Origin of the sequence: Cryobacterium sp. BB307, assembly GCF_012274275.1 — a bacterium.
In the GTDB taxonomy this organism is placed as follows: domain Bacteria; phylum Actinomycetota; class Actinomycetes; order Actinomycetales; family Microbacteriaceae; genus Terrimesophilobacter.
Genome location: NZ_JAANZA010000002.1, coordinates 340,414 through 364,503, shown reverse-complemented (window position 1 = coordinate 364,503; position 24,090 = coordinate 340,414). Strand labels below are relative to the sequence as shown.

Genomic DNA, 24,090 nt, shown 5'->3' with positions numbered 1-24,090 from the left:
AATGTCAGCAGCCTCATCCCAGACCGCTCCGGCAGTCATCGACACGTCAGCAACCCCCACCCTGAAACACGACCACGGCACGGTCCCCGTGCAAACCCGCTCCGAGCGGTTCAAGTCGTACGATCCTGAAGCGTTCCCGGCGGTGACCGGACGCGAGGTTGAGTGGAAGTTCACCCCCGTCGACCGCATCCGTCACTTCTTCACCGGTGAGCTGGACGGCTCGCGCTACCCGTTCGAGCAGCAGATCGACGGCGCCGCGGTGATCGAATGGATCGACCGCGACGACAGCCGGATCGGTCGCGCCGGCATCCCGGAGGAGCCGGCGTCCGCGAACGCGTGGGCCAGCTTCCAGGAGGCGCTGCTGGTGACCGTCACCGGTGAGGCAGTGCGCCTGCACCTGGACCGCAACCAGCTCGGGGACACCCCGCGTGCCGCGCACACCGTGATCCACGCGGAGGAGAACAGCCGGGGAATCGTGCTGCTCGAGAACAGCGGCCCGGCGCAGTTGGACGAGAACGTCGAGATCATCCTCGACCCCGGCGCTCAGCTCACCGTCGTCACCGTTCACGAGTGGGACGATGACGCGCTGCACGTTGCCAGCCACTTCGCCCGGCTCGGGCACGGCGCGAGCCTCAAGCACGTCGCGGTTTCGCTCGGCGGGTCGCTCGTGCGGGTCAACCCGTCCGTGCACCTCGCGAGCGAAGGCAGCGAGATCGAAGCGTTCGGTGTCTACTTCGCCGACGCCGGGCAGCACCTTGAGCATCAGGTCTTCATCAACCACGACGCACCGCACACGCGTTCCCGCGTCACCTACAAGGGTGCGCTGCAGGGTACGGATGCGCGGTCCGTATGGATCGGCGACGTGCTCATCCAGCAGACCGCGACCGGCACCGACAGCTACGAGGAGAACCGCAACCTGCTGCTGACCGACGGCACGCGTTCCGATTCCGTGCCCAACCTCGAGATCGAGACCGGCGACATCGCCGGTGCTGGGCACGCGAGCGCCAGCGGCCGGTTCGACGACGAGCAGCTGTTCTACCTGGAGTCCAGGGGCATCCCCGAGGAGGAAGCGCGTCGGCTCGTCGTGCGCGGCTTCCTGTCCGACATCATCCAGAAGATCGGCTCGCCCGAGCTGGAGCAGCGCCTCGAGGACGCCATCGAGCTCGAGCTGCGCGGTGAGGGAGCATCGAAGTGAACGTGAAGGTCTGCTCGGTGGATGACGTCGAGGTGAACAGCGCGGTGCGTGTCGTCATCGACGACACCCCGATCGCGCTGGTCAAGGACTCCGCCGGGGACATCTACGCCATCGGTGACACCTGCACGCACGGCGACATCTCGCTCTCCGAGGGTTTCGTCGAGGACGACACCCTGGAGTGCTGGGCGCACGGCTCCAAATTCTCGATTGTGACGGGCAAGGCGTTGACCCTGCCGGCGTACGAGCCGGTTCCGGTGTTCACCGTCGAGATCGTTGACGGGGAGGTCTACATCGACCCCACCCCGCACTTTGACTACCAGAAGGAAGAAGCGTAAAGACATGGCAGTTCTCGAGATCAAGGACCTGCACGTATCCGTCCAGACCGACCAGGGGGCACTGCCGATCCTGCGCGGCGTCGACCTCCGAGTCGCATCGGGTGAGACCCACGCGATCATGGGCCCCAACGGCTCCGGCAAGTCGACCCTCGCGTACACGATCGCCGGGCATCCGAAGTACCACGTCGAATCCGGCTCGATCACCCTGGACGGCCAGGACGTGCTCGCGATGACCACCGACGAGCGCGCTCGCGCGGGGCTCTTCCTGGCGATGCAGTACCCGGTGGAGATCCCCGGCGTCACCGTCACGAACTTCCTGCGCACCGCCAAGACTGCCATCGACGGTGAGGCGCCAGCCATCCGCGGCTGGACCAAGGAAGTCCGCGAGTCGATGGAGAAGCTGCGGATGGACTCCTCGTTCGCGCAGCGCAACGTGAACGAGGGCTTCTCCGGTGGAGAGAAGAAGCGTCACGAGATCCTGCAGCTCGAACTGCTGAAGCCGCAGTTCGCGATCCTCGACGAGACCGACTCCGGTCTGGACGTCGATGCGCTGCGCGTTGTGGCCGATGGTGTGAACCGGGTCAAGGAGAACACCGGCCTTGGTGTAATGCTCATCACCCACTACACGCGCATCCTGCGCTACATCCGTCCCGACTTCGTGCACGTCTTCGTCGACGGCCGCATCGCCGAGGAGGGCGGCCCTGAGCTCGCCGACCGGCTCGAGGATGAAGGTTACGATCGCTTTGTCCACGCCGCGAACGTAAGCTGACATCATGGCTGTTGCACTGGAGCCGAAGCTCTTCGACCAGGTCGAGGAAGCGCTGAAGGACGTCGTCGACCCCGAACTGGGCGTCAACATCGTCGACCTCGGCCTGATCTACGACCTCAGCTGGGACGAAGAGAACGATGCGCTTATCATCAGCATGACGTTGACCTCCGCCGGATGCCCGCTCACCGACGTGATCGAAGACGAGACCGCTCAGTCACTCGATGGCATCGTGGAGCGGTTCCGGATCAACTGGGTCTGGATGCCGCCGTGGGGTCCGGAGAAGATCACCGACGACGGTCGCGACCAGATGCGGGCCCTCGGCTTCGCGATCTGATCAGGCGCCGAGTTCGCTCTCCGCGCGGCGCCGGTCCTTGCGCTCGATGAACCGCCAGCCGAGCGTGATCACGCCAGCGGCGATGGCTGCCTTGATGACACCGCTCAGGATGAACGGGTAGAGGCCGGCCTCAAGGGTCGTCTGCAGGTCGAGACCGAGGGCGAATGCCAGCCAGGGGAGTCCGAAGACGAACGTGACGACCGTGCCCGCGAGGAACGAGAGCAGGGCGCGCAGCACCTTGCGATCCCAGGAGCGCTGTGCGATCCATCCGGTCAGGGCGGCGGCGAAGATGAAGCCGACGATGTAGCCTCCGGTCGGGCCGGCGACCGCGGCGAATCCGGATGTCGAGTCCGAGAACACTGGAAGGCCCGCGATGCCGAGTGCCATGTAGAGCACCATCGAGAGTGCTCCGCGCACCGCGCCGAGGGCGCTGCCGACGAGCAGTACCGCGAGTGTCTGCCCGGTGATCGGGACAGGCCACAGCGGCACCGACAGCTGGGCGAAGATCGAGGTGAGTGCGGCGCCGGCGCTGATGAGTACCAAGTCCATGACGAGGCCGCGGCTGTAGAGCCGGTCTGCGAGGGTCGGGCGTCCGAATGCGAGGCTCACCGTGGTCATCTGCTGCTCCTTCTCGCGCGCACCCTCGTGCGCGCACTAGCAAATAGACTAGAGGCTTCCCCCTCACCTTCGGTTGTCGGACGACGACCAACGAATTGGAGTATGCCTGTGCTCGCCGTGCACGACCTCGAGGTTCGCGTGGGCGCACGCACTCTCATGGCGGAGGTGAACTTCCGGGTCGACCGGGGCGACAAGGTGGGACTGGTCGGGCGCAACGGCGCAGGAAAGACGACGCTGACCAAGATTCTTGCGGGGGAGGGTTCGCCCACCGACGGGAAGATCGAACGTCACGGTGAAGTCGGCTACCTGCCGCAGGATCCGCGGTCCGGGAACCCGGACGACCTGGCGCGCACCCGCATCCTCGACGCGCGCGGCCTGGGAACCCTGGTCATCGGCATGCGCACGGCCACGGTTGAGATGGGCGATGGCGATTCGACGGTCAGCGCGGCAGCGATGAAGCGCTACAGCAAGCTTGAGGACCGCTTTCTCGCACTCGGCGGGTATGCGGCGGAGGCGGAGGCAGCGTCCATCGCGAGCAACCTGAACCTGCCCGATCGCATCCTCGATCAGCCGTTGAAGACGCTGTCCGGTGGTCAGCGTCGTCGCATCGAGCTGGCGCGCATCCTGTTCTCCGGCGCAGAGACGATGCTGCTGGATGAGCCGACCAACCACCTCGACGCCGACTCTGTGGTCTGGTTGCGTGAGTACCTGAAGGCGTACCAGGGCGGCTTGATCGTCATCAGCCACGACATCGAGCTCGTTGGCGAGACGGTGAATCGGGTGTTCTACCTCGACGCGAACCGTCAGGTCATCGACATCTACAACATGGGCTGGAAGCACTACCTGCGCCAGCGCGAAGCGGACGAGGAACGGCGCAAGAAGGAACGCGCCAACGCCGAGAAGAAGGCGACAGCGCTGCAGCTGCAGGCTGCCCGGTTCGGGGCGAAGGCGACGAAGGCGGCGGCGGCTCAGCAGATGGTGCGCCGAGCGGAGAAGCTGCTTGCTGGGCTCGAGGATGAGCGGAGTGCCGATCGGGTGGCGAAGCTGCGCTTCCCGGAGCCGGCTCCGTGTGGGCGTACGCCGCTGCAGGCGAGCAACCTCAGCAAGAGCTACGGATCGCTGGAAATCTTCACCGCTGTCGACCTCGCGATCGATCGGGGCTCAAAGGTAGTCGTGCTGGGGCTGAATGGTGCCGGCAAGACGACGCTGCTCCGGATGCTGGCTGGGGTGGACAAACCGGACACAGGGCAGATCGAACCGGGGCATGGGTTGAAGATCGGCTACTACGCGCAGGAGCACGAGACGATTGACGTCAAGCGGTCGGTGCTGCAGAACATGGTGTCGGCGTCGCCGAACCTGACCGAGACTGAGGCCCGGCGGGTGCTGGGGTCGTTCCTGTTCACGGGCGATGACTCGCACAAGCTGGCCGGGGTGCTCTCCGGTGGCGAGAAGACCAGGCTGGCGTTGGCGATGATCGTCGTGTCGGGGGCGAACGTTTTGCTGCTCGATGAGCCGACGAACAACCTGGATCCGGCTAGTCGCGCGGAGATCCTGGATGCGCTGGCGAACTACTCCGGTGCGGTGGTGCTGGTGAGTCACGACGAGGGTGCGGTGCAGGCGCTCAACCCGGAGCGGGTGCTCATCCTCCCGGATGGTGTCGAGGATCACTGGAACCCGGACTACGCGGAGCTGATCTCGCTGGCGTGATGCGCTTCGGCGATCGCGCGCCGAGAGGAAATGGGGGGGTAGATGGACTTGATTCTGGGGATCATCGTCGCGTGCGAGATCGGCTTCTGGGTCTTCGTTGTCCTGGGTCTGCTTGCCCGTTACCTCCTGCGCTGGCGTCGCACCGGCGCGATCCTGCTGGCCATGACGCCAGCGGTGGATCTGGTACTGCTGGCCGCTGTGATCATCAATCTGCGGAGTGGAGGAACCGCCAGTTTCATCCATGGACTGGCAGCGATCTACCTCGGAGTCTCCATTGCCTACGGTCACAAGATGGTCAAGTGGGCTGACGTTCGCTTCGCCTATCGATTCGCCGGCGGACCCAAGCCACTGAAGCTCTGGGGCTGGGACTACGCGAAGGACTGCTGGTCTGATGTCGTCCGCACCGCCATCGCCGTGGGAATCGCTGCGGGCATCCTCTGGCTTCTCACCGTGCTGGTTGACGACCCGAGCCGGGCTGATGCTCTGACAGCCATCTATCCGCTGCTGGGCCTCTGGTTCGCGGTGGACTTGATCTGGGCGATCAGCTACACCTTCTCGCCCAAGAAACGGCCGGCCGACGCGCTCTGACCGGCTTCGGTGGTGAGCCTCCGGTGGTCGAGCCTGTCGAGACCCGTCGCTGGGCAGCGTTCTCCCGTGGCCTTCAGGTGGCCCGATGTCGCTCCGCGGTTCGGAGGGCGTCGTTGAGTGCCGGGGATTTGGATGGCATCGGCCTGGGTGTCTGGCTGGGGTCGATGTCGCGGGGCGGGATGAGCCAGAACCGGGCTAGCGGGTCCTGGTCGCGGGTTTCGATCTCCCAGCCCTCGTCATGCAGCAGCAGGTGGTGGTGGCGGCAAAGGAGGATGCCGTTGTCGATGTCGGTCGTCCCGCCGTCGCGTTCCCACCAGCGGATGTGGTGGGCCTCGGTCCACTCGGGGGGTCGGTCGCAGTCGGGCCAGGCGCAGCCGCCGTCGCGGGCGGCCAGCAAGCGGCGTTGGGCCCGGTTGAAGAAGCGTTGCTCGCGGCCGAGGTTGACCGGGATGGGGCGGTCGTCGAAGACGATCAGCTCGATGCCGTTCAGGCAGGCGTTGCGCTCCACGGTGGCGATCGACACCGGGTAGTCCTGCCCCTCGATCCAGCCCCGACCGGTCCGGTCGGTCAGGTCTGTGGCGGCCACCAGCACCCTAACCGCGGGCCGGTTCACTCCGACCACACCCTGCGGGTCGGTGTCGAGGGCCAGTTGGATCAGCTCCAGCATCCCGTCCGAGGCCAGCTGCTCGGTGGTGCGGGTGTCGGCCATAATCTGCTCCGCCCGCTCCCGTTCCGGACCCGTGGTGAAGCGGGGTCCGCCCCGGCGTGGTGAGGTGAGTTTGTCGTAGACGTCATCGATCAGGGCGGCGCCCTCCGGGTCGAGGTCCCAGGTGTACCGGGTCATCCCGTCGTCCCGCTTCCACCGGCGGAAGGAGCGCAGCGCCCGGCGCTGCCGCTCCCGCTCCACGATCCCGGCCGCATCCAGGTCATCGCGGGCGGTCCGGGCCAGCCGCAACAGCTGCTCGGCATCGAGCGCGCCACCGGGCGAGGTCGCCGATTCGGCGACGCTGGTCACCAGCCGGATCGCGGCGGCGGTCAAGTCTTCAGTCGTGACACCGGGTCCCGGCCGGCCCAGCCCGGTGCGGATCGCCTCGGCACCGGCCACCGACAGCGCCCCGGTCGCGACGGCCCTCCCCACCGCGGCCAGCCAGGGTTCGGTCATCATGCTGGCAAGGCCGACCGGGTCGTCGATCCCGTTGGCTTCGGCGTTCTGCAGCAGGTCGGCGTCATTCATCATGGCGCCGACCCGCACCAGCGTGGTCGCCTCCCGGGCGGTCGAGCCGGTCACCCCACGGATCAGCGCCTCCGGGGTGCGGAACCCCTCCTTCCGGGCCAACCCGCCAAACCCAGCCTCCACCGATGAGCGGCGCACCACCTCACCGGCGAGCACCGACGCGCAAGCATCAAGACTGCGCTTCGCCTCCGCCAACGACGCCTGCGCCGCCAGTAGCTGCTTGTCACCCAGCGCCCGGGCAGCGGGCGCGTCGGCGCCGATCCGGGCCGCCGCGGCCAGCAGCACCTCGAGCGAGGTGCTGAACGTAGCTGCGGAAGATCTCATGCATCAATTGTCCCAGCCCCGAACACAGCTACACAAGCAGATTTGAGAATCTGTTAGAAACTACTTTCCGGGCCACCTGTGGAGGAGCGGTGGAACCGATTCCCACGCTGGGTGGAGGTTCTTGACGAGCACCCTCAGCAGGCAGATTCTCCGTCGACGATGCGACAGAGCACCAACGTCCATTCGTACTGGAACTCCTCCAGATAGCCCTCCCGCATATCTGTGCAACTAAGCGTGCCAGTGACCTCAATCACGGTCTTGGACGAATCGTAGATGTCAGCGATCGAAGGGAACTTGCCCCCATGGCGCTGCACGTCGCCCAGACATTCGATGAGCCGGGGAGCGACAACAACAACGGCGTCGCCGCAGTGCCTCCACAGCTCGGAGGCGGTTGAGGAAAGGTGGGACACGTGCAGCGTGCGCGCCGAGGGAATGGTCACCTGAAGCGCCTCGGAGTACGTCCGTTCGCCGCAATCCGGAGTCGGTGGAATGTACGGGCCGCCGACGCCTTGCGCATCGCAGACGCCGTTGCCCTGACCGACTCGAACCGGGGGAAGTTCGCCAACGGCGGGCTTGAAATGCGACTTGGTCGCGGTGTAGTTCCCAGTGGTCTCGAACTGGAGCACGCCGTCGCCGTAACCGTAGCCCTGGAACTCCTCGCCGCGGGGAACGAACACCACTGCCTGATCGCCGAGATTGCCATCGGGGTTGCTCAACAGGACGGCAGAGATCTCGACGGTGTCGGACGCGAGCGACACTGCCGCCTCGGTCGACGAGGTGCTGACCGGCCTCTGGCCGCAGTCTGCTGCCGGGAGGTAATGCGTCGCCGAGCGCGAGCTGATGGAGGCGACGACGGTCGCCTCGAAATCCGCCTCCAGGTTCCAGTCGCGCACTGGAACCGCGCCGGTGAGTATGATCAACTTCATCCGGCTGAGCACCTGCGGCACGAGGCTGATTCCGGCCGTGCCGGCCGCGTCGAGCGCGTCCCACGGCAACGCCGCCACGTCCTTGTAGAAGTCGTTGCCGCCGAGGTTGGTCACCGCGCGGACTGTCACGTCAACGTCTTCCGGTTCGGCGACTTCGGGGATGAGGTCGGCCTGCGGCGCACCGGAGAGCTTGAAACGTGCTTCACCGTTGCCGTCGGTCTTGCCACGAGTGACGGGCTTGTCTCCTCCGGCGCCGTCACCAATCCGCAGTCGCCAAGGCTCCTCGCTTGAGAGGTCGATGTCGATGTTCTGGGCGAAACCGGACTGGGCGCCCGGTAGCTCGAGACCGAAGGGCGACATGAAGAGGTTCATGCACCCCCGGATCTCCTCCCATGAGTCCGCGTCGAACCGCAGCTTCACCGCCAAGTCGCGAACCTCACCAGGCTGCGTGTTCTTCGTGCGCACGAGCGGCGTATCCGAAACCGAGAAGTCCGCCCGGAGCGCGGCGGCTTTCGCGAGCATGGTTGCGAAGGCCGAGATCACCCGTGCGATGCCGATCTTGCCCCCGGCGTTGGTGCCGAGTCCCTCATCGACGTATGCGACGACCTTGTCAAAGACAACGGTGGCGTGTGCCTTGTTGAACTGATTGAGAAGCTCTGCGGCCCAGGGGTTCTCGATCCCGACATCGCACGCGCGCTTCGAGGAGGCAGCGTCGCCCGTGAACGACGCAGTCACGACGGACGGTGCAGCGTCGTATGCCGAGCCACTCTGGCTGGACACCGTGTCCTGGCCGTCAACGCTGTCCATGATCGCGAGCTCGGCGGCGAGCCGGTGAAGCACAAGACTCACCTGGGCCCATGACAGCACGACCTCTTCAGGCGCCTTCACAGTTGGACCGGTCATGAAGGTCCCGGGTGCCAACTGTGCGAACACCGCTCCGAAGCCATAATCCTGGTAGTTGAGCAGCTCGTCGTACAGCATCGTAACGAGGTCCGCATCGGCTAGTTCTGGGATCCCTTGGAGCGCATCCGCGAGGTCGGCGAGCCCAAGTCCACCGCTTGACGCACCGAGCACGGCGTGGAGCCGCAGCTGCGCATCCGACATCGGCCAACCGAAACCCGAGTTGCCGCCCACTTCAACCAGGGAACCGCTGGCGTCGGTAACGCTCACGCCAGCGGTGACCATAAGCGATTGCCACGCGGCCACCGCGTCGCGGCCACCTTGGGCTGCGGTGACCGCTGCCTCAGCGATCGCGGCGCCGTGGATTGCGAACTCGTCCTGCATTTCCATGACTGCGTTGTTGTAGTCGGCTTGCGCGAGATAGTACGCATCCATCGCAGCCGAGTCGGTTGTGTCAGCGGGTTGTACGGGTTGCGGCGGGATGGCGGGTAGTGCTGGCAACGACAGCGGAGCTGGGAAGTCGCCGAGGTAGATGCGGTGGTCGACGGAGTCGGTGCCCGGCTGCGTACCGAGACCGAAAACACACCCCGTGAGAAGCATGGTCACCGCTGCGCCCATCGCCGTCAACCGAAAAAGCGGCGCGCGCCTACCCATAGTTTCCCCCACCTGATCAGGATGACCTCGGCTGTTGTCGCGGGGCCGAAGTGCACGCTATGGGCGGTGAGGCGGCGCAACAACCCCAGAGTTGCCACATTGGGGGAGAGGTGGCGTCATGTCACCGCGGCGGCCGCGCGTCGAGGATCGCGTCCTCGATGTCCGCATCCGACGGCGCCTTGGCCGCCTTGCGACGCTCGCGCTCGTGCGCTCGAGCCTGCTCCTCCGGGTCGTCCGAGTTGATCACCCGGTACTCCTGGCGTAGCGCCCAGCCGAGCGCCATGAAGCCCATTATCGCGAACACGAACCACTGCAGTGCGTACGAGAGATGCGGACCCTCGTCCCGGATCGGCTTCAGCGCCGCAACGGGCCGCTGCTCGGCGGGCGGGTTCTCCGACACCATCAACCCATATGCGCCCGTATAGGTATCACGTGCGACGTGCTCCTCAACGGATGGCAGGTGGATCGTGGCGATCTGGTCACTCCCGGCCGGAACACCGCGCCCCTCGAGCACGGGCTCGCCCGCCTTGAGGCGCGCAACAACCGTGACCTCGCCGGTCGGCGGTTCCGGCACCATGTCCGGCTCGTCCTGCTCGTTTCCAACCGGTAGCCACCCCCGATCGACGACGAACACCGTGCCATCCTCGAGCAGCAGGGGAGTGAGCACCTCGAAACCGGGCTGCCCGGACTGCGGCCGGTTCCTGACCAGCAGCTCCTCATCAGCGAGGTACTGGCCGGTCATCTCCACCGGTGTCCACTTCTGCGACTCATCGAACGAGTCGAGCGTCGGCAGCACCTCATCCAGCGGGCGCGGCTCACTCGCGTAGTTGTTGTCAATGCGGGTGATCTCGGCCTGGGCCTCGGCGCGGCGATTCAGCTGCCAGGTTCCCAAGAAGCTGCACACGATGGCGAACACGATGGCCAGCGCCAGCCAGCCGAACCAGCGCCCGGTGAACGCGAAACGCCACCCGCTCATCGCGCACCATCCGGAACCGACTCGACCTCATCGGCCAGCGCCGTCACGACCACCGGAAACGACCGGCTGGCCAGATAATCCCGCAGGTATCCGACGTGCTCATCACACGCGGGCCACACCTTCACTCGATCGGGAGTGTGGATGCGCGGATTCCGCCAGTTCACGCGCCAGGCTGCGGCGGCGCGGCACCCTGCCCGGGCGCACTGCGCGGCATCCGTGGCGGCAAACTCGCCGATCACTCCTTGTCCTCGCGGTGCTCGCCGTTATCGCCGCCGGCGCGGTCCTCGCCGTGGTCGCCGTTCCCGAGGTTCTCGTCGCCCTGCGGCCGGTACGGAGCAAGCGGAACAATCGAGCCAGGCCGCTCGGGACTTGTACCGCGCTTGTCGACCGCGTTGGCGAGCACCACCGCCACATACGGCAGGAACGTCGCGCCAATGGCAGCGAGCAGCAACCACCAGTCACGCACAAACAGGCACAGCACGATGCACACGACACGGATACTCATCGTGAGCGTGTAGAGGCGCATCCGTCGCCTGCGATCATCCTCGGGGGAGCGCGGCAGCGCAGTGATCGTGTTGATATGCCTGGTCATCGTTGTGGCTACAAGCCTACGTCTAGTATTGGGTGGGTTTTTCTAGCCGACTGACAGGGAGTTGACGTGGCCGAGCCGAGGACAGTTCTGGTGACCGGGGGCAACCGGGGGATCGGCTTCGCGATCGCCGAGAGGTTCGTCGCTGACGGTCACCGGGTCGCCGTCACCGCCCGCTCCGGAGAGGGTCCCGCCGGTTCGCTGACCGTCAGGGCAGACGTGACGGATGCTGCGTCCCTCGACGCCGCGTTCACCCAGATCGAGGAGGCCTACGGCTCCGTCGAGGTGATCGTCGCCAACGCCGGCATCACCCGCGACACCCTTCTGCTGCGCATGAGCGAGGACGACTTCACCGACGTCATCGACACCAACCTGTCCGGCGCGTTCCGCGTCGTCAAGCGCGCGTCGAAGGGCATGCTGAAGGCCAAGTACGGCCGGGTCGTGCTCATTTCGAGCGTCGTCGGGCTGCTCGGCTCCGCCGGCCAGGTGAACTACGCCGCATCCAAGAGCGGCCTCATCGGCCTCGCCCGGTCGCTCACGCGCGAGCTCGGTTCACGTAACATCACCGCGAACGTCGTCGCACCCGGCTTCATCGAGACCGACATGACCGCGGAGCTGAGCGAGGACAAGCAGAAGGAGTACCTGGCGCAGGTCCCAGCCGGCCGCTACGGGTCAGCGGCCGAGGTTGCCGCGGCAGTGGCCTGGCTGGCGAGCGACGACGCCGCCTACGTCTCCGGTGCTGTCATCCCGGTCGACGGCGGCCTCGGGATGGGCCACTAACCCGCTAGCCGCGCAGCCCGAGCAACGGCAGCAGCTGCGAGAGGTCCCGCCGGTCGATGACCAGGTCGGCCTCCTCACGCACCGGGGCCTTCGCGTCGAAGCCCACCGAGAGCCCGACGATCTCCATCATCGGCAGGTCGTTCGCGCCGTCACCGACCGCGATGGTCTGCCGGAGCGGGATGTCGAGCTCCGCGGCCCACTCGCGCACGGTATGCGCTTTCGCGGCGGCGTCGACGATCGGCCCGGTGAGCCCACCAGTGAGCACCCCATCGGCGGCCTCGAGCCGGTTGGCCTTCCACCGGTCCAGCCCGATGCGCTCTGCAACCGGGTCGACGAGCTCATGGAAGCCACCCGAGACGACGCCGACCGCACCACCATTCGCCCGAACGGTCGCAATCAGCTCTGGCACACCATCCGTCACCCGGATGCGCTCGCCCACCTCGCCGAAGACGCTCACCGGCAGGCCGCGCAGCGTCGCGACCCGCTCACGCAGGCTCTGCTCGAAGTCGACCTCGCCGTTCATGGCTCGGCTGGTGATCTCGGCCACCTTGTCGAGCGAACCCGCCGCCTCGGCGAGCAGTTCGATCACCTCGTTCTCGATGAGCGTCGAATCGACGTCGAGCACGACGAGGAACCGTGGCATTGAACCCCCAAGGGTAGAGCGCTGGCGCGCTGTTCACGCGACGTGAACGCCCTTGCCCACAACGGTGATTCCGGTATCTGTGACGGTGAAGCCCCTGGCCCGATCGGCCTCGGGATCCACCCCTACGGTCGCGCCGGGTTCGACGACGACATCCTTATCCAGAATAGCGCGGCGCACGGATGCGCCCGGGCCGACCCGAACCCGCTCGAACAGGATCGAGTCGATCACCTGGGCGCCGGATTCGATGTTGGCCCAGGGGCCGAGCACGCTGCGCTCGACGTGGGCCCCGGACAGCAGCGACCCGAGCGAGACGACCGAGTCGATGAGGGTCCCGGTGTTGCCTGACGCGTCGCGGACGAACTTCGCCGGGGGAGAGTTCAGCTGCTCGCTGTAGATCGGCCAGTCGGTGTTGTACAGGTTGAACACCGGCAGCGCTGAGATGAGGTCCTGGTGGGCGTCGTAGAACGACTCGATCGTCCCCACATCGCGCCAGTAGTACCGGTCGCGCTCGGTCGCGCCGGGAACGTCGTTGCGGATCAGGTCGTACACGGCCGCGTCGCCCCGTTCGACGAAGTCGGGAACGATGTCACCGCCCATGTCATGGTTCGAGTCGGCCCGCTCGCCGTCGCGCAGCACGGCGTCCATGAGATCGCGGGCGTTGAACACGTAATTGCCCATCGACGCGAGTACCTCGCCGGGGGAGTCGGCCAACCCCACAGGGTCGGACGGCTTCTCCAGGAACCGCCCGATCCGCGTCGGATCACCCGGCGCGACCTCGATGACACCGAACTGGCCCGCAAGCGAGATCGGCTGCCGGATGGCTGCAACCGTCACACCGGTGCCCGCCTCGATGTGCGCGTCGATCATCTGGCTGAAGTCCATGCGGTAGACGTGGTCGGCACCGACGACGATGACGATGTCGGGTTTCTCATCCTTCAGCAGATTCAGGCTCTGCAGGATCGCATCCGCCGACCCCGCGAACCAGCGCTTGCCGAGCCGTTGCTGCGCCGGCACGGATGCGACGTAGGAGTTCGTCAGGCCGGGCAGCCGCCAGGTCTGCGACACGTGACGGTCGAGGCTGTGCGACTTGTACTGGGTGAGCACGACGATCTGACGCAGCCCGGAGTTGATCAGATTGGAGAGGGCGAAGTCGATGAGGCGGTAGTTTCCGCCAAATGGGACCGCCGGTTTGGCCCGGTCGGCGGTCAACGGCATCAGCCGCTTTCCCTCACCACCGGCGAGCACGATTCCGAAGATCTTGGGCGCCGCCATGCTCCCACCGTAGATGACACCACGTGATAGGAACTAGTGTCTTGTTGGTGAGAGTCGACCTGCTGACCCGTGAATATCCCCCGGAAGTGTACGGCGGCGCCGGCGTCCACGTAGGCGAACTGGTGCACGCGCTGCGCCGGGACACCGATGTCGAGGTGAACGTGCGCTGCTTCGGCGCGCCCCGCGACGAACCGGGTGTGACGTCCTATCTGGTGCCCGCGGAACTGGTCTCGGCGAACCCGTCGATTGCGACTCTCGGCGTCGACCTGCAGATGGCGCAGGACTGCGGTGATGCCCAGCTGGTGCACTCGCACACCTGGTACGCGAACGCCGCGGGGCGCATCGCGCAGCTGCTGCACGGCGTCCCACACGTCGTCACCGCGCACAGCCTGGAGCCGCTGCGCCCGTGGAAGGCCGAGCAGCTCGGCGGCGGCTACCGCGTGTCGAGCTGGATCGAGGGCGGCGCGTTTTCAGCGGCGGATGCGATCATCGCGGTGAGCGAGGGAATGCGGCAGGACATCATCCGGTCCTACCCGCGTCTCGACCCGTCGCGGATCAGCGTCATCCACAATGGCATCGACCTGGACCGGTGGCGTCCCACCTCGGACGACGACCTCGTGCGTTCGCTCGGCATCGACCCCGACCGGCCGTCGGTCGTGTTCGTTGGCCGCATCACCAGGCAGAAGGGCCTCAGCTACCTGCTGGCAGCGACGGAGCGGCTGCACCCGGACGTGCAGCTGGTGCTGTGCGCGGGCGCGCCGGACACGCCGGAGATCCTGGCGGAGGTGCAGGCCGGCGTCGCGCACCTGCAGGAGACCCGCACCGGTGTGGTCTGGATCGACCGGCTGCTGAGCCAGCGCGAACTTCGCGCCGTGCTGACCGCGGCGACCACGTTCGTCTGCCCGTCGATCTACGAGCCGCTCGGCATCGTGAACCTGGAGGCGATGGCGTGCGGCGCCCCCGTAGTCGGGACGGCAACCGGGGGGATCCCGGAGGTGGTGGATGACGGTGTCACCGGCTTCCTGGTGCCGATCGAGCAGGCGAACGACGGCACGGGACTTCCGGTGGACTCGGAGCGCTTCATCGGCGACCTCGCCGCAGCGCTCGGCGAGATGGTCTCCGATCCGGAGCGCGCCAAGCAGTTCGGGGCCGCCGGACGTGAGCGTGCCGAGCGCCAGTTCGGCTGGGATCGCATCGCGGCGCGCACCCGCGAACTGTACGCAACGCTCCTCTAGCGCTGCCGGGTCGCACCCCGCCCGTGGCTTAGGCTTGAGCATATGGCCAGCGTTCTCCAGTTCTCAGATGTGTCGGTCGTGCGCGACGGGAACACGATCCTCGATTCTGTTGATTGGAACGTCGACAGCAAGGAGCGCTGGGTCATTCTCGGACCGAATGGCGCGGGCAAAACGACCCTGCTACAACTGGCTGCGGCGCAGATCCACCCCAGCCACGGCGAAGCGGTGGTGCTCGACAGCACCCTCGGCGCGGTCGACGTGTTCGACCTGCGCCCCCGCATCGGCTTCGCCTCGACGGCGCTTGCCCGTCGCATCCCGGCGAACGAGACGGTGCTGGATGTCGTGCTCACCGCCTCGTACTCGGTCACAGGGCGCTGGAACGAGGAGTACGAGGAGATCGACACCCGCCGCGCACGCCGCGTGCTCGGGGAGTGGAAGCTCAGCCACCTCGAGGACCGCCGCTTCGGCAACCTCAGCGACGGCGAGCAGAAGCGCGTGCAGATCGCCCGTGCCGTGATGACGGACCCCGAGGTGTTGCTGCTCGATGAGCCGGCGGCGAGCCTCGACCTGGGCGCCCGTGAGGAGCTGCTGCAGCTGCTCGGCGGCTACGCGAGCGCACCGGATGCCCCGGCGATCGTCATGGTCACCCATCACGTCGAGGAGATCCCGCCGGGCTTCAGCCACGCACTGCTGCTGTCGCAGGGCGAGGTGCACGACTCTGGCCCGATCGAAGAGGTCGTCACCGCCGGGAACCTGAGCGATGTCTTCGGTGTCGACCTCAAGGTCGAGCGCACCGACAACCGGTTTACCGCCCGGGCCGCGTGATCCGCACCCGACGCTCTTGATTCTGGTAAAGTGGTCAGTCGGCTAAGACGCCGAGAGACTTTTCCCTTAATTCCCAATCCACTCGCGAGGAACCACCATGAAGTCTGACATCCACCCGAACTATGCGCCCGTGGTCTTCCGTGACCTCGCATCCGGTGCAACGTTCCTCACCCGCTCGACCGTGTCGAGCGACAAGACGATCGAGTGGGAAGACGGCACCACCTACCCGGTGATCGACGTCGAGATCTCCAGCGAGTCGCACCCGTTCTACACGGGCAAGCAGCGCATCCTCGACAGCGCAGGCCGCGTCGAGAAGTTCAACACGCGCTACAAGGGCTTCGGCTCCTAATCAGCACGTCAGGCGATGAGCCGGATGCCTTCGGGCATCCGGCTCTCGTCGTTAACCTGCGCTTTCGTCTCGTCAGACGATCGGGTCGAGTTCGCGCGCGAGCGGTGCAGCGACCCGCTCCGGCCAGGACCCGTCCGCGGTGAACGCGGGGTCCTTCACGCGGCGCATGTACTCCTGGAAGCTCGCGGCCTGATCACGGCACCAGCCGACCTGCGAATCGTGCAGCGCCAGCACATCGTCACCCAGCTGATCGCTGTACTGGCGCGCGATCGCCTGCGCCACACGGCCGGCCGCGATGGCGTCGGCGCCAGCGTCGTGCGCCGAGTCGAGGATGACCCCGTAGACGAGCGACGCCACCTCGAGGGTGCGCTTGCCCTTGCGGTACCGGTCCACGGCGCGGTCGAGCACGAGCGGGTCGATGATCGGGCACGGGTCGCGCAGCGGCTCGATGCCGTACCGCACCGCTTCGCGGTTCAGCAGGCTCAGGTCGTACGGAGCGTTGTAGACGACCACCGGGATGCCGCGGTCCAGGATGCGGCGCAGCGCGTCGATGATCTCCTCCACCACCTCGACGGCTGGCCTGCCCTGGTGCTGGGCGCGCTCGGTGGTGATGCCGTGCACGGCGGTCGCCTGCGGCGGTATCGGCACGCCCGGGTCGGCCATCCAGTCGGTGCGCTCCAGCACGCCGCCGTCCGGGCCGATGACGCTCACGTTCGCGGTGACGATGCGACTGGTATCGACATCTATTCCGGTCGTCTCAAGGTCGAAAACTCCGAGGATGTCATACCAATTGCCTGCCATGGGGCTAAGGCTAGGGGCGACCACCGGCACGCCCCGGGAGCACCCGCCGAGACTGCATGAAAGTGCGTAAAGGAGCGCGATAACGCCGGTTTGTGCAGTCTCGACGAGGGCGGATGCGGTAAAACGGGCCAATGGTGTCAGTCACTCGAGCGCGAGCCCTCGCATGGCGGATGCAGCGGCACCTGCTCCAGCCGGTCGGCACGGAGTCCGTGGCGGGCGTCGTGCGGCGCTTGGGCGCGATACCGGCCGGCACCGACTCCGCTGCAGAACTCGCAATTCGCGTCAGACGTGAGCGCTCCAGGCCGGGTGAAGTGGCAGCAGCCCTCGCGAACGGCGAGCTCATCAAGACGTTCACCTTCCGCGGAGCAACCCACCTGCTGACGCCTGAGGATGGCGGTGTCTATCTGGCTTTGCGAGCGGCCGGGCGGATGTGGGAACGCGCAAGCTGGCGGACCTTCTACGGGCTTGCTCCCGGCGACTGGCCCGCGTTCCTGGAAGTGGTGCGGGAAGCGCTGGCCGACCAGCCGCTCACCTTCGCCGAACTAGGCCGGAAGATCACCGCGGTACCGAAGTTTGCGCACCTCGACTTTGTCTTCGCGGCGGATCCACGCACGCTTCTGAAGGCCGTCGCGTGGCAGGGCGAACTCAGTGTCGGAGCATCACGGGACGGGCATCCGACGCTGCAGAACCTCACCTCCAACCCGCGCTGGGCGGGAATCCCCGACCTGCAGGATGCCGGTATCCGCGCGGTGGAGGCGTACTTCCGCGCGTACGGACCGGCGACCCGCTCCAATCTGGACTATTGGCTGGGCGATGGCCTGGGTGTCGGCAGGCGCATCACGAAGTGGATCGCCGACCTCGGCGGCCGGCTCGTGCCGATCGACGTTGAGGGCACGGCCGCGCATGTGCTCGGTGACGACGTCGACGAGTTGCTGTCGACGCCCGAGACCCCATCGGTCCGGCTCCTGCCCGCCTTCGACCAGTGGGTGCTCGGCCCCGGCACGGCCGACACCAGCATCGTCCCGTCAGCGCACCGCGAGGCGGTGAGCCGCGGCGCCAATCTGGTCATCACGGACGGGGTCGTGTCCGGCACGTGGTCCCTCGGCGACGACGGAGTCTCGATCGACTGGTTCGAGGGAGCGCAGGCGGCGCCGGCCGATCAGCTGGCTGCCGCGATCACGCGGTTCGAGGCAATCCTCGGCTAGGTGTGCCGATGTGCAGCCAGAAGAACTGCTGCGAGCCCATCGTGATGGTGACCTCGCCGTTCTCGTCGAACGCCGGGAACTTGGCGCCGCCGAACAGGTCGTAGAGGTCGCTGCCCGCATGCTCCGGCGCCCGGATGGTCACCGAGATCGGGTTATGCGCGAACGAGAACACGCACAGCACGTTCTCCGGCGCATCCCCGAACTGCGTGCCGCTGGCCGCCCCCTCGTACGAGCGTACGAACGCGAGCACCGATTCGTGATCGGAGTCGACGACCGTCATCGAGCCGAGGCCGAAGGTCGGATGCGCCTTCCGCACGTGAATGACATTGCGCACCCAGTGCAGCAGCGAGCGGGACTGGGCCAGCTGCGACTCCACGTTCACGAGCGAGTAGTTGTAGACGAGCGACTGCACCACCGGCAGGTACAGCTTGCCTGGGTCCGCGGAGGAGAAGCCCGCATTGCGGTCCGGCGTCCACTGCATCGGCGTGCGGCTGGCGTCACGGTCGGGGAGCCAGATGTTGTCGCCCATCCCGATCTCGTCGCCGTAGTAGAGGAACGGGCTGCCCGGCAGCGAGAACAGCAGGGCGTGCGCCAGCTCGAGCTCCGCGCGCGAGTTGTCCAGGAGCGTGGCCAGGCGCCGCCGGATGCCGACGTTGACACGCATCCGCGGGTCATAGGCGTACCAGCCGTACATCGCCTGGCGGTACTCCTCGGAGACCATCTCGAGGGTCAGCTCGTCGTGGTTGCGCAGGAAGATGCCCCACCCCGCGGTCTCCGGGATGTCGGTGGTCTCCGACAGCACCCGGACCAGCTCGTCCGCCTGCTGCGAGCGCAGCGAGTAGAAGATGCGCGGCATCACCGGGAAGTCGAAGGCCATGTGGCACTCCGGCTCCTCATCGGTGCCGAAGAACGCTGCGACCTCGCGCGGCCACTGGTTGGCCTCGGCGATCAGCACTCTGCCCGGGAATTCCGTGTCGACCAGGTTCCGCAGCTTCTTCAGGAACTCGTGCGTCGGGGGCTCGCCCTCACCGTTGCCCTCGTCCGACTCGTACAGGTACGGCACCGCGTCGAGCCGCAGACCGTCAACGCCCATCGACAGCCAGAACCGCGTGATCTCGAAGATCTCCTCGGCGACCGCCGGGTTGTTGTAGTTGAGGTCGGGCTGGTGCGAGAAGAACCGGTGGAAGTAGAACTGCCGGCGCTCAGAGTCGAATGCCCAGTTCGACTCCTCGTAGTCAGTGAAGATGATCCGGATGTCCGGCCACTTCTCGTCGGTGTCGCTCCACACGTAGTAGTCGCCGTACGGGCCATCCGGATCCGACCGGGACTGCTGGAACCATTCGTGCTGGTCCGAGGTGTGGTTCAGCGGCAGGTCCATGATGATCCGCATGTTGCGCTCGTGCGCCTTGGTGACGAGCTCCTGGAACTCGTCGAGGGTGCCGAACTCGGGCAGAATCGACCGGTAGTCCGAGACGTCGTAGCCACCGTCCCGCAGCGGCGAGTTGAAGAACGGCGGGATCCACAGTGCGTCGACGCCGAGCCACTGCAGGTAGTCGAGCCGGGAGATCAGCCCGGCGAGGTCGCCAGTGCCGTCACCGTTCGAGTCGACAAATCCCCTCACGAGCACCTCGTAGAACACCGAGCGGCGGTACCAGAGTGGGTCCAGGGTCAGACCGGGCAGCTGGATCGGCGCGGTGAAGCTCACGAGGTTCCTCTCGAAGGGTTGTCTGTGGGAGTTGGCGAAGGGCGCGCTTCGTCCCAGAGAGTCTAAGCAACGTTCCTGCGGCCCTGATCATCGGCGGCCACTCCCTAGACTGGAGCGGATGAGTGTCACTTCGCCCTACGCAACGCGCCTCGCGTCCATCCCGATCCGCCGTCGGGAGACCGAGGTGCTCGGCAGCACCACCCGCTACTGGGAGTACGGCGACCCGGACGCCGAGCACACCGTCGTCGTCGCGCACGGCTACCGCGGCGAGCACCACGGCCTGGAGCCGGTCATCGCCCACCTTCCCGGCATCCGGTTCATCGGACCCGACTTGCCCGGTTTCGGAGAGTCCACGCCGCTGACCGAGGTGCCGCACAGCATCGACGGCTACGCGAAGTGGTTCCAGGCGTTCGTCGACGACCTCGGCCTGACGGGAGAGGCGCTCATCCTCGGCCACTCGTTCGGCACGATCGTCACCTCCCACGCGTTCGCGTCCGGGATGCAGGCGCCCGCGCTCATGCTGATCAACCCGATCGCGATGCCCGGCCTCGACGGGCCGCGCAAGTTCGCCACCGCGCTCACCGTCGGCTACTACCGTGCAGCATCCAAGCTGCCGACGCGGCTCGGCGATGCGCTGCTGCGCAACCGGATGATCGTGCAGTTCATGAGCTCCAACCTTGTGAAGACCAAGGATCGTGACCTGCGCAGGTGGATCCACGATCAGCACCACACCTACTTCAACAACTTCAGCGACCGGGACACCGTCGTCGAGGCTTTCGACGCGTCGATCTCAGCCGACGTCAGCGAGTACGCCGAACGGATCACCGTGCCAACACTGCTGGTCGCCGCCGAACTGGACGACATCACGCCCGTCTCCGCCCAGTACACGCTGCAGGAGCGATTCCCGGATGCAACGCTGCGGGTGCTCGGCGGAGTCGGCCACCTCATCCACTACGAGGTGCCGGAACGAGCCGCCGACGCCATCCGTGACTTCGTCGACGCGCTGAAGTAAACCACGTGAAGATCGTCTTCGACTGCCGCTACACCCGCATCGGGCGGCACGATGGCATCAGCCGGTACACCGCGGGCATCGTCGGGGCGCTGGCCCAGCTGCATCCGGTGACGATGTTCATCAGCGACGAGCGCCAGCTGGCGAACCTGCCCGACCTGCCTTGGATTCTCGGGCCGGATCCGACGAAACTCAGCGAGCCGTGGGTGCCGCGCTACCTGAACGATGAGCATCCGGATGTGGTGTTCTGCCCCATGCAGACGATGGGCGGCACCGGCGCGAAGTACCAGCTGATCCTCACTGTGCACGACCTGATCTACTACCGGCATCGCACGCCGCCGCGGAACCTGCCCTGGATCGTGAGGCTCATTTGGCGGGCGTACCACTTCAGCTTCGCACCGCAGCGGTGGGCGCTGCGTCGAGCGGATGCGATCGTGACCGGCTCGCACACCGCCAAGCGGGAGCTGCAGGAGGCGCGCCTGACCCAGCTGCCGATCACGGTCATCTCCAGCGCCGTTGACCCGGCGACCACCCCGCCGCGGCCGCGCGAGCGGACTCTCGTCTACATGGGCTCGTTCATGCCGTACAAGAACGCGGAAACGCTCGCGCGTGCGGTCTCGCTCCTTCCCGGCTACCGGCTGCAACTGCTCAGCAAGGTCACCGATCGCGACCGCGCACGCCTTTCTGCGCTGGCCCCCGCGGGCAGCATCGAGTTCCTGAACGGCGTGAGTGATGAGCAGTACGCCGAACTGCTGGCATCCGCCACCGCGTTGCTCACCGCGTCGCGGGATGAGGGCTTCGGCATCCCGCTGATCGAGGCGATGGCGCACGGCACGCCGGTGGTCTGCAGCGACATTGAGGTGTTCCGCGAGGTCGGGGGCGACGCAGCGCTGTTCGCTAACCCGGACGACCCGGCCGCGTTCGCCGCGCAGGTGCGCACGCTCGAGGACACCGCGGAGTGGAAGCGCCGCTCAGAGCTCTCGCTGCAGCGCGCGGGGGAGTACACCTGGCAGGCGTCCGCGGCGACCCTGCTCGAACTCGCGACCTCGCTCGTTGACGAGCGACGCGAACCTAGTCGGCGCTGACGCGTTCGGCGCCGCTGTCTGCCCCGACCGGCAGCACCTCTCCGCGGGTGAGCTCGAGAAGTCGCGACGGCTCGATGCCGAACACGGTTGTCGCTGACCCGGCGGCCGCCCACACCTCGTCGTAGCTCAGCAGGTCGGGATCGACGATTGTGCGCAGCGGCGCCGGGTGGCCGAACGGCGGCACCCCGCCGATGCTGAACCCGGACAGTTCGCGCACGCGCTTGGCGTCCGCCATGGTCACCGGGGTGCCGAGGCGCTTCCCGAGAGCCGCGGTATCGACCCGGTTCGGTCCGGAAACCAGCACGAGCAGCGGCTCACCGTCGGCCATGAAGAGCAGGCTCTTGACGATCTGCCCGACCTGGACGCCGACGGCGGCAGCAGCATCCGCCGCCGTGTGGGTACTGCTGTCCATCTCCCGGACGTCCAGCTCGACACCGAGCTGCTCGAGCCGGGTGAGGAAGCGGTCGAGCGCCGCCATCAGCCGGCCACCTTCTCTTCGCGGCCCTCGATGACGTTCTGCTCCTCGATGCCCTCGTCGCCGGGAACAACGGATGCAACCTCGATCGGGTCGTTGAAGGCGAGCAGTTGGAAGCCGCCGTCGATCCGGCGGAAGCTGTGGATGGAGCCGTTCGTGATCGGGATGCTGCGGTCGATGTCCGCTCCCACCGCGAGCAGCGTGGCGCGGATGACACCGCCGTGGGTGGCGACAATGAGGTGCTCGCCGGGGCGCTCCTTGGCCAGCGTGCTCAGGGTCGCCATGACGCGGGCGATGACCTCTTCCCGCGACTCCCGCCCCGGCACCGGCGCGTACGAGGGATACCGTTCGGCGACCTCGTCGTTGGTCAGCCCCTCGGCCTCGCCGTAGTGGCGTTCGACCATGGATGGCAGGGGAGTCGGGTCGCCGAGGTCGAGCCGGTCAGAGATGATGGTCGCGGTCTCCATCGCCCGCCCGAGAGGGCTTGAGTAGATGCCGTCCCAGCTTCGGCGGGCGAGCAGGGCTCCCGCCCTGCTGGCTTGTGCGCGCCCGTTGTCGTTCAGTGGGATGTCGGAACTGCCTTGAATGCGGTGAACTTGGTTCCAGTCGGTCTCGCCGTGCCGCACGAGGTAGATCAGCGTCGTCATCCCTATCAACGTCCTTCCGGTCGCGTCGGGACGTGAGTGCCTTTTTCAGCCGCGAAGTTCCTTGGCCAGAACGGTCAGCACCTCGGAGGTCCCTGCGTCCAGCTTAACCGTTGCTCGTGGATCGCCCTTAGTGGGCCCCCGGTTGACGATCACCGTGGGGTGGCCGCGCTTGATCGCCTGGTCGAGCAAACGCATCCCGGAGTTCACGACGAGCGATGACCCGGCGACCAGCAGCGCATCGGCCGCACCGATGATCGCGCTGGCGGCCCGGAACTGCGCCGACGGCACAAACTCGCCGAAGTAGACGACGTCGGGCTTCAGCATGCCGCCGCACACACCGCACACCGGAACGTCGAACGCGGACGGGTCCTCGATGATCACGTCGCCATCAGGGCCGAGCTCACGCTCTGTAACCCGGTCCAGCCACGGGTTGCGGTGCGCGAGCTGAGAGGCGATGTCCCTGCGCGAGTAGAACTGGCCGCAGTCGAGGCAGCGCACACGATCCATGCTGCCGTGCAGTTCGATGACCCGCAGCGACCCCGCACGGCGGTGCAGGCCGTCGACATTCTGGGTGATGACGCCCGTGGCGACCCCGGATGCCTCCAAAGCCGCTACCGCGCGGTGGCCGGCGTTGGGGGTGACCGAACTGAAGCGCTGCCAGCCGAGGTGACTGCCAGCCCAGTAGCGCTTGCGGTAGTCCTCGTCGGCGAGGAACTGCTGGAACGTCATGGGGTTCCGCGGCGGTGCGCCAGCCCCGCGATAGTCGGGGATGCCGGAGTCGGTGCTGAGTCCTGCGCCGGTGAGGATGGCCAGCTTGCGCCCCTGCAGCACTTCGAGCACGGCGTCGAGGCCACCATCGGACTCGATCGGGTTTGGTGCGGGGGCAGTCAATGGAAACCTCTCTAGCGAA

At 66.7% G+C, this 24,090-nt stretch carries 26 protein-coding genes; 13 read left to right on the top strand and 13 right to left on the bottom strand.

All coding sequences use genetic code 11. The features are described 5' to 3' along the window. Position 1: 1 nt before the first annotated feature. The 4 genes from sufD to HGK58_RS09055 are packed head-to-tail and all read left to right on the top strand — an operon-like array spanning position 2 to position 2,633. The gene (sufD, locus tag HGK58_RS09070; RefSeq protein ID WP_168627260.1) at positions 2–1,195 is read left to right on the top strand and encodes a Fe-S cluster assembly protein SufD; all 1,194 of its coding nucleotides are present in this window, start codon (positions 2–4) and stop codon (positions 1,193–1,195) included. Beyond that, entirely contained in the window at positions 1,192–1,530 is a 339-nt protein-coding gene (locus HGK58_RS09065; protein ID WP_168627259.1) for a non-heme iron oxygenase ferredoxin subunit, read from the top strand. Before sufD ends, HGK58_RS09065 begins: the two co-directional genes overlap by 4 nt. Before the next feature lie 4 nt (positions 1,531–1,534). Continuing rightward, on the top strand, positions 1,535–2,299 hold the full coding sequence (gene sufC / locus HGK58_RS09060) for a Fe-S cluster assembly ATPase SufC (RefSeq protein WP_168627258.1): 765 nt from the start codon (positions 1,535–1,537) through the stop codon (positions 2,297–2,299). 4 nt (positions 2,300–2,303) lie between these two features. Continuing rightward, positions 2,304–2,633: a metal-sulfur cluster assembly factor gene (locus tag HGK58_RS09055; protein ID WP_168627257.1), complete on the top strand. Its 330-nt coding sequence runs from the start codon at positions 2,304–2,306 to the stop codon at positions 2,631–2,633. Here the strand turns inward: HGK58_RS09055 and HGK58_RS09050 are convergent, their stop codons facing one another. After that, the gene (locus HGK58_RS09050) at positions 2,634–3,251 is read right to left on the bottom strand and encodes a biotin transporter BioY (protein ID WP_168627256.1); all 618 of its coding nucleotides are present in this window, start codon (positions 3,249–3,251) and stop codon (positions 2,634–2,636) included. A 108-nt stretch (positions 3,252–3,359) separates the two neighbouring features. Between HGK58_RS09050 and HGK58_RS09045 the strand changes: the two genes are divergently transcribed. Together HGK58_RS09045 and HGK58_RS09040 are read left to right on the top strand one after the other, a co-directional pair. Further along, entirely contained in the window at positions 3,360–4,958 is a 1,599-nt protein-coding gene (locus HGK58_RS09045) for an ABC-F family ATP-binding cassette domain-containing protein (RefSeq protein ID WP_168627737.1), read from the top strand. 42 nt (positions 4,959–5,000) lie between these two features. After that, the gene (locus HGK58_RS09040) at positions 5,001–5,546 is read left to right on the top strand and encodes a hypothetical protein (protein WP_349236184.1); all 546 of its coding nucleotides are present in this window, start codon (positions 5,001–5,003) and stop codon (positions 5,544–5,546) included. A 73-nt stretch (positions 5,547–5,619) separates the two neighbouring features. Here HGK58_RS09040 and HGK58_RS09035 read toward each other — a convergent pair whose 3' ends face one another. The 5 genes from HGK58_RS09035 to HGK58_RS09015 all read right to left on the bottom strand — a co-directional run bounded on the left by HGK58_RS09035 (position 5,620) and on the right by HGK58_RS09015 (position 11,152). Further along, on the bottom strand, positions 5,620–7,104 hold the full coding sequence (locus HGK58_RS09035) for an HNH endonuclease signature motif containing protein (protein ID WP_168627255.1): 1,485 nt from the start codon (positions 7,102–7,104) through the stop codon (positions 5,620–5,622). Between the two features lie 134 nt (positions 7,105–7,238). Further along, entirely contained in the window at positions 7,239–9,530 is a 2,292-nt protein-coding gene (locus tag HGK58_RS09030; RefSeq protein ID WP_168627254.1) for a hypothetical protein, read from the bottom strand. Between the two features lie 175 nt (positions 9,531–9,705). Continuing rightward, positions 9,706–10,560, bottom strand: coding sequence for an SURF1 family protein (locus HGK58_RS09025; RefSeq protein ID WP_168627253.1), 855 nt, complete (start codon positions 10,558–10,560; stop codon positions 9,706–9,708). After that, complete coding sequence (locus HGK58_RS09020) at positions 10,557–10,799, bottom strand: hypothetical protein (protein ID WP_193509590.1); 243 nt, start codon at positions 10,797–10,799, stop codon at positions 10,557–10,559. Before HGK58_RS09020 ends, HGK58_RS09025 begins: the two co-directional genes overlap by 4 nt. Continuing rightward, positions 10,796–11,152 carry a DUF3099 domain-containing protein gene (locus tag HGK58_RS09015; protein ID WP_168627252.1) on the bottom strand — a complete coding sequence of 119 codons (357 nt, stop codon included), beginning with the start codon at positions 11,150–11,152 and terminating at the stop codon, positions 10,796–10,798. The genes HGK58_RS09020 and HGK58_RS09015 overlap by 4 nt, the downstream gene beginning before the upstream one ends. A 66-nt stretch (positions 11,153–11,218) precedes the next feature. On the opposite strand from HGK58_RS09015, the gene fabG reads away from it, so the two are divergent. Next, positions 11,219–11,929 (top strand): 3-oxoacyl-ACP reductase FabG, encoded by a 711-nt coding sequence (gene fabG / locus HGK58_RS09010; protein WP_168627251.1) that lies wholly within the window; start codon positions 11,219–11,221, stop codon positions 11,927–11,929. Positions 11,930–11,933: 4 nt separating this feature from the next. Here fabG and serB read toward each other — a convergent pair whose 3' ends face one another. After that, on the bottom strand, positions 11,934–12,572 hold the full coding sequence (gene serB, locus HGK58_RS09005) for a phosphoserine phosphatase SerB (protein ID WP_168627250.1): 639 nt from the start codon (positions 12,570–12,572) through the stop codon (positions 11,934–11,936). Positions 12,573–12,605: 33 nt separating this feature from the next. Continuing rightward, positions 12,606–13,844 carry a glucose-1-phosphate adenylyltransferase gene (locus HGK58_RS09000; RefSeq protein ID WP_168627249.1) on the bottom strand — a complete coding sequence of 413 codons (1,239 nt, stop codon included), beginning with the start codon at positions 13,842–13,844 and terminating at the stop codon, positions 12,606–12,608. Between the two features lie 47 nt (positions 13,845–13,891). On the opposite strand from HGK58_RS09000, the gene glgA reads away from it, so the two are divergent. The 3 genes from glgA (at position 13,892) to HGK58_RS08985 (ending at position 16,253) form a co-directional block, all read left to right on the top strand. Next, the gene (gene glgA, locus HGK58_RS08995; RefSeq protein WP_168627248.1) at positions 13,892–15,079 is read left to right on the top strand and encodes a glycogen synthase; all 1,188 of its coding nucleotides are present in this window, start codon (positions 13,892–13,894) and stop codon (positions 15,077–15,079) included. Positions 15,080–15,121: 42 nt separating this feature from the next. Continuing rightward, positions 15,122–15,904: an ABC transporter ATP-binding protein gene (locus HGK58_RS08990; RefSeq protein WP_168627247.1), complete on the top strand. Its 783-nt coding sequence runs from the start codon at positions 15,122–15,124 to the stop codon at positions 15,902–15,904. Between the two features lie 97 nt (positions 15,905–16,001). Beyond that, complete coding sequence (locus HGK58_RS08985) at positions 16,002–16,253, top strand: type B 50S ribosomal protein L31 (protein ID WP_168627246.1); 252 nt, start codon at positions 16,002–16,004, stop codon at positions 16,251–16,253. A 72-nt stretch (positions 16,254–16,325) separates the two neighbouring features. Here HGK58_RS08985 and HGK58_RS08980 read toward each other — a convergent pair whose 3' ends face one another. Next, on the bottom strand, positions 16,326–17,054 hold the full coding sequence (locus HGK58_RS08980; RefSeq protein WP_168627245.1) for an exonuclease domain-containing protein: 729 nt from the start codon (positions 17,052–17,054) through the stop codon (positions 16,326–16,328). Between the two features lie 131 nt (positions 17,055–17,185). Here HGK58_RS08980 and HGK58_RS08975 point away from each other — a divergent pair, with 131 nt between their 5' ends. Further along, the gene (locus HGK58_RS08975) at positions 17,186–18,259 is read left to right on the top strand and encodes a crosslink repair DNA glycosylase YcaQ family protein (protein ID WP_168627244.1); all 1,074 of its coding nucleotides are present in this window, start codon (positions 17,186–17,188) and stop codon (positions 18,257–18,259) included. Here HGK58_RS08975 and treS read toward each other — a convergent pair. Continuing rightward, entirely contained in the window at positions 18,231–19,964 is a 1,734-nt protein-coding gene (gene treS, locus HGK58_RS08970) for a maltose alpha-D-glucosyltransferase (protein WP_168627243.1), read from the bottom strand. The genes HGK58_RS08975 and treS overlap by 29 nt on opposite strands. Before the next feature lie 118 nt (positions 19,965–20,082). On the opposite strand from treS, the gene HGK58_RS08965 reads away from it, so the two are divergent. Further along, positions 20,083–20,976, top strand: coding sequence for an alpha/beta hydrolase (locus HGK58_RS08965; RefSeq protein ID WP_168627242.1), 894 nt, complete (start codon positions 20,083–20,085; stop codon positions 20,974–20,976). Positions 20,977–20,981: 5 nt separating this feature from the next. Further along, complete coding sequence (locus tag HGK58_RS08960; RefSeq protein WP_168627241.1) at positions 20,982–22,058, top strand: glycosyltransferase family 1 protein; 1,077 nt, start codon at positions 20,982–20,984, stop codon at positions 22,056–22,058. On the opposite strand, the gene HGK58_RS08955 is transcribed toward HGK58_RS08960, so the two are convergent. Genes HGK58_RS08955 through HGK58_RS08945 form a run of 3 tightly spaced genes read right to left on the bottom strand, consistent with a single transcriptional unit; the run spans position 22,045 to position 24,071 of the window. Next, positions 22,045–22,536, bottom strand: coding sequence for a YbaK/EbsC family protein (locus tag HGK58_RS08955; RefSeq protein WP_168627240.1), 492 nt, complete (start codon positions 22,534–22,536; stop codon positions 22,045–22,047). The two genes, HGK58_RS08960 and HGK58_RS08955, sit on opposite strands and share 14 nt — an antisense overlap. Further along, a complete protein-coding gene (locus HGK58_RS08950; RefSeq protein ID WP_168627239.1) occupies positions 22,536–23,180 on the bottom strand; it encodes a histidine phosphatase family protein in 645 nt (214 codons plus the stop codon). The genes HGK58_RS08955 and HGK58_RS08950 overlap by 1 nt, the downstream gene beginning before the upstream one ends. A 45-nt stretch (positions 23,181–23,225) precedes the next feature. Beyond that, positions 23,226–24,071: a Sir2 family NAD-dependent protein deacetylase gene (locus tag HGK58_RS08945; RefSeq protein ID WP_168627238.1), complete on the bottom strand. Its 846-nt coding sequence runs from the start codon at positions 24,069–24,071 to the stop codon at positions 23,226–23,228. Between the last annotated feature and the right edge of the window lie 19 nt (positions 24,072–24,090).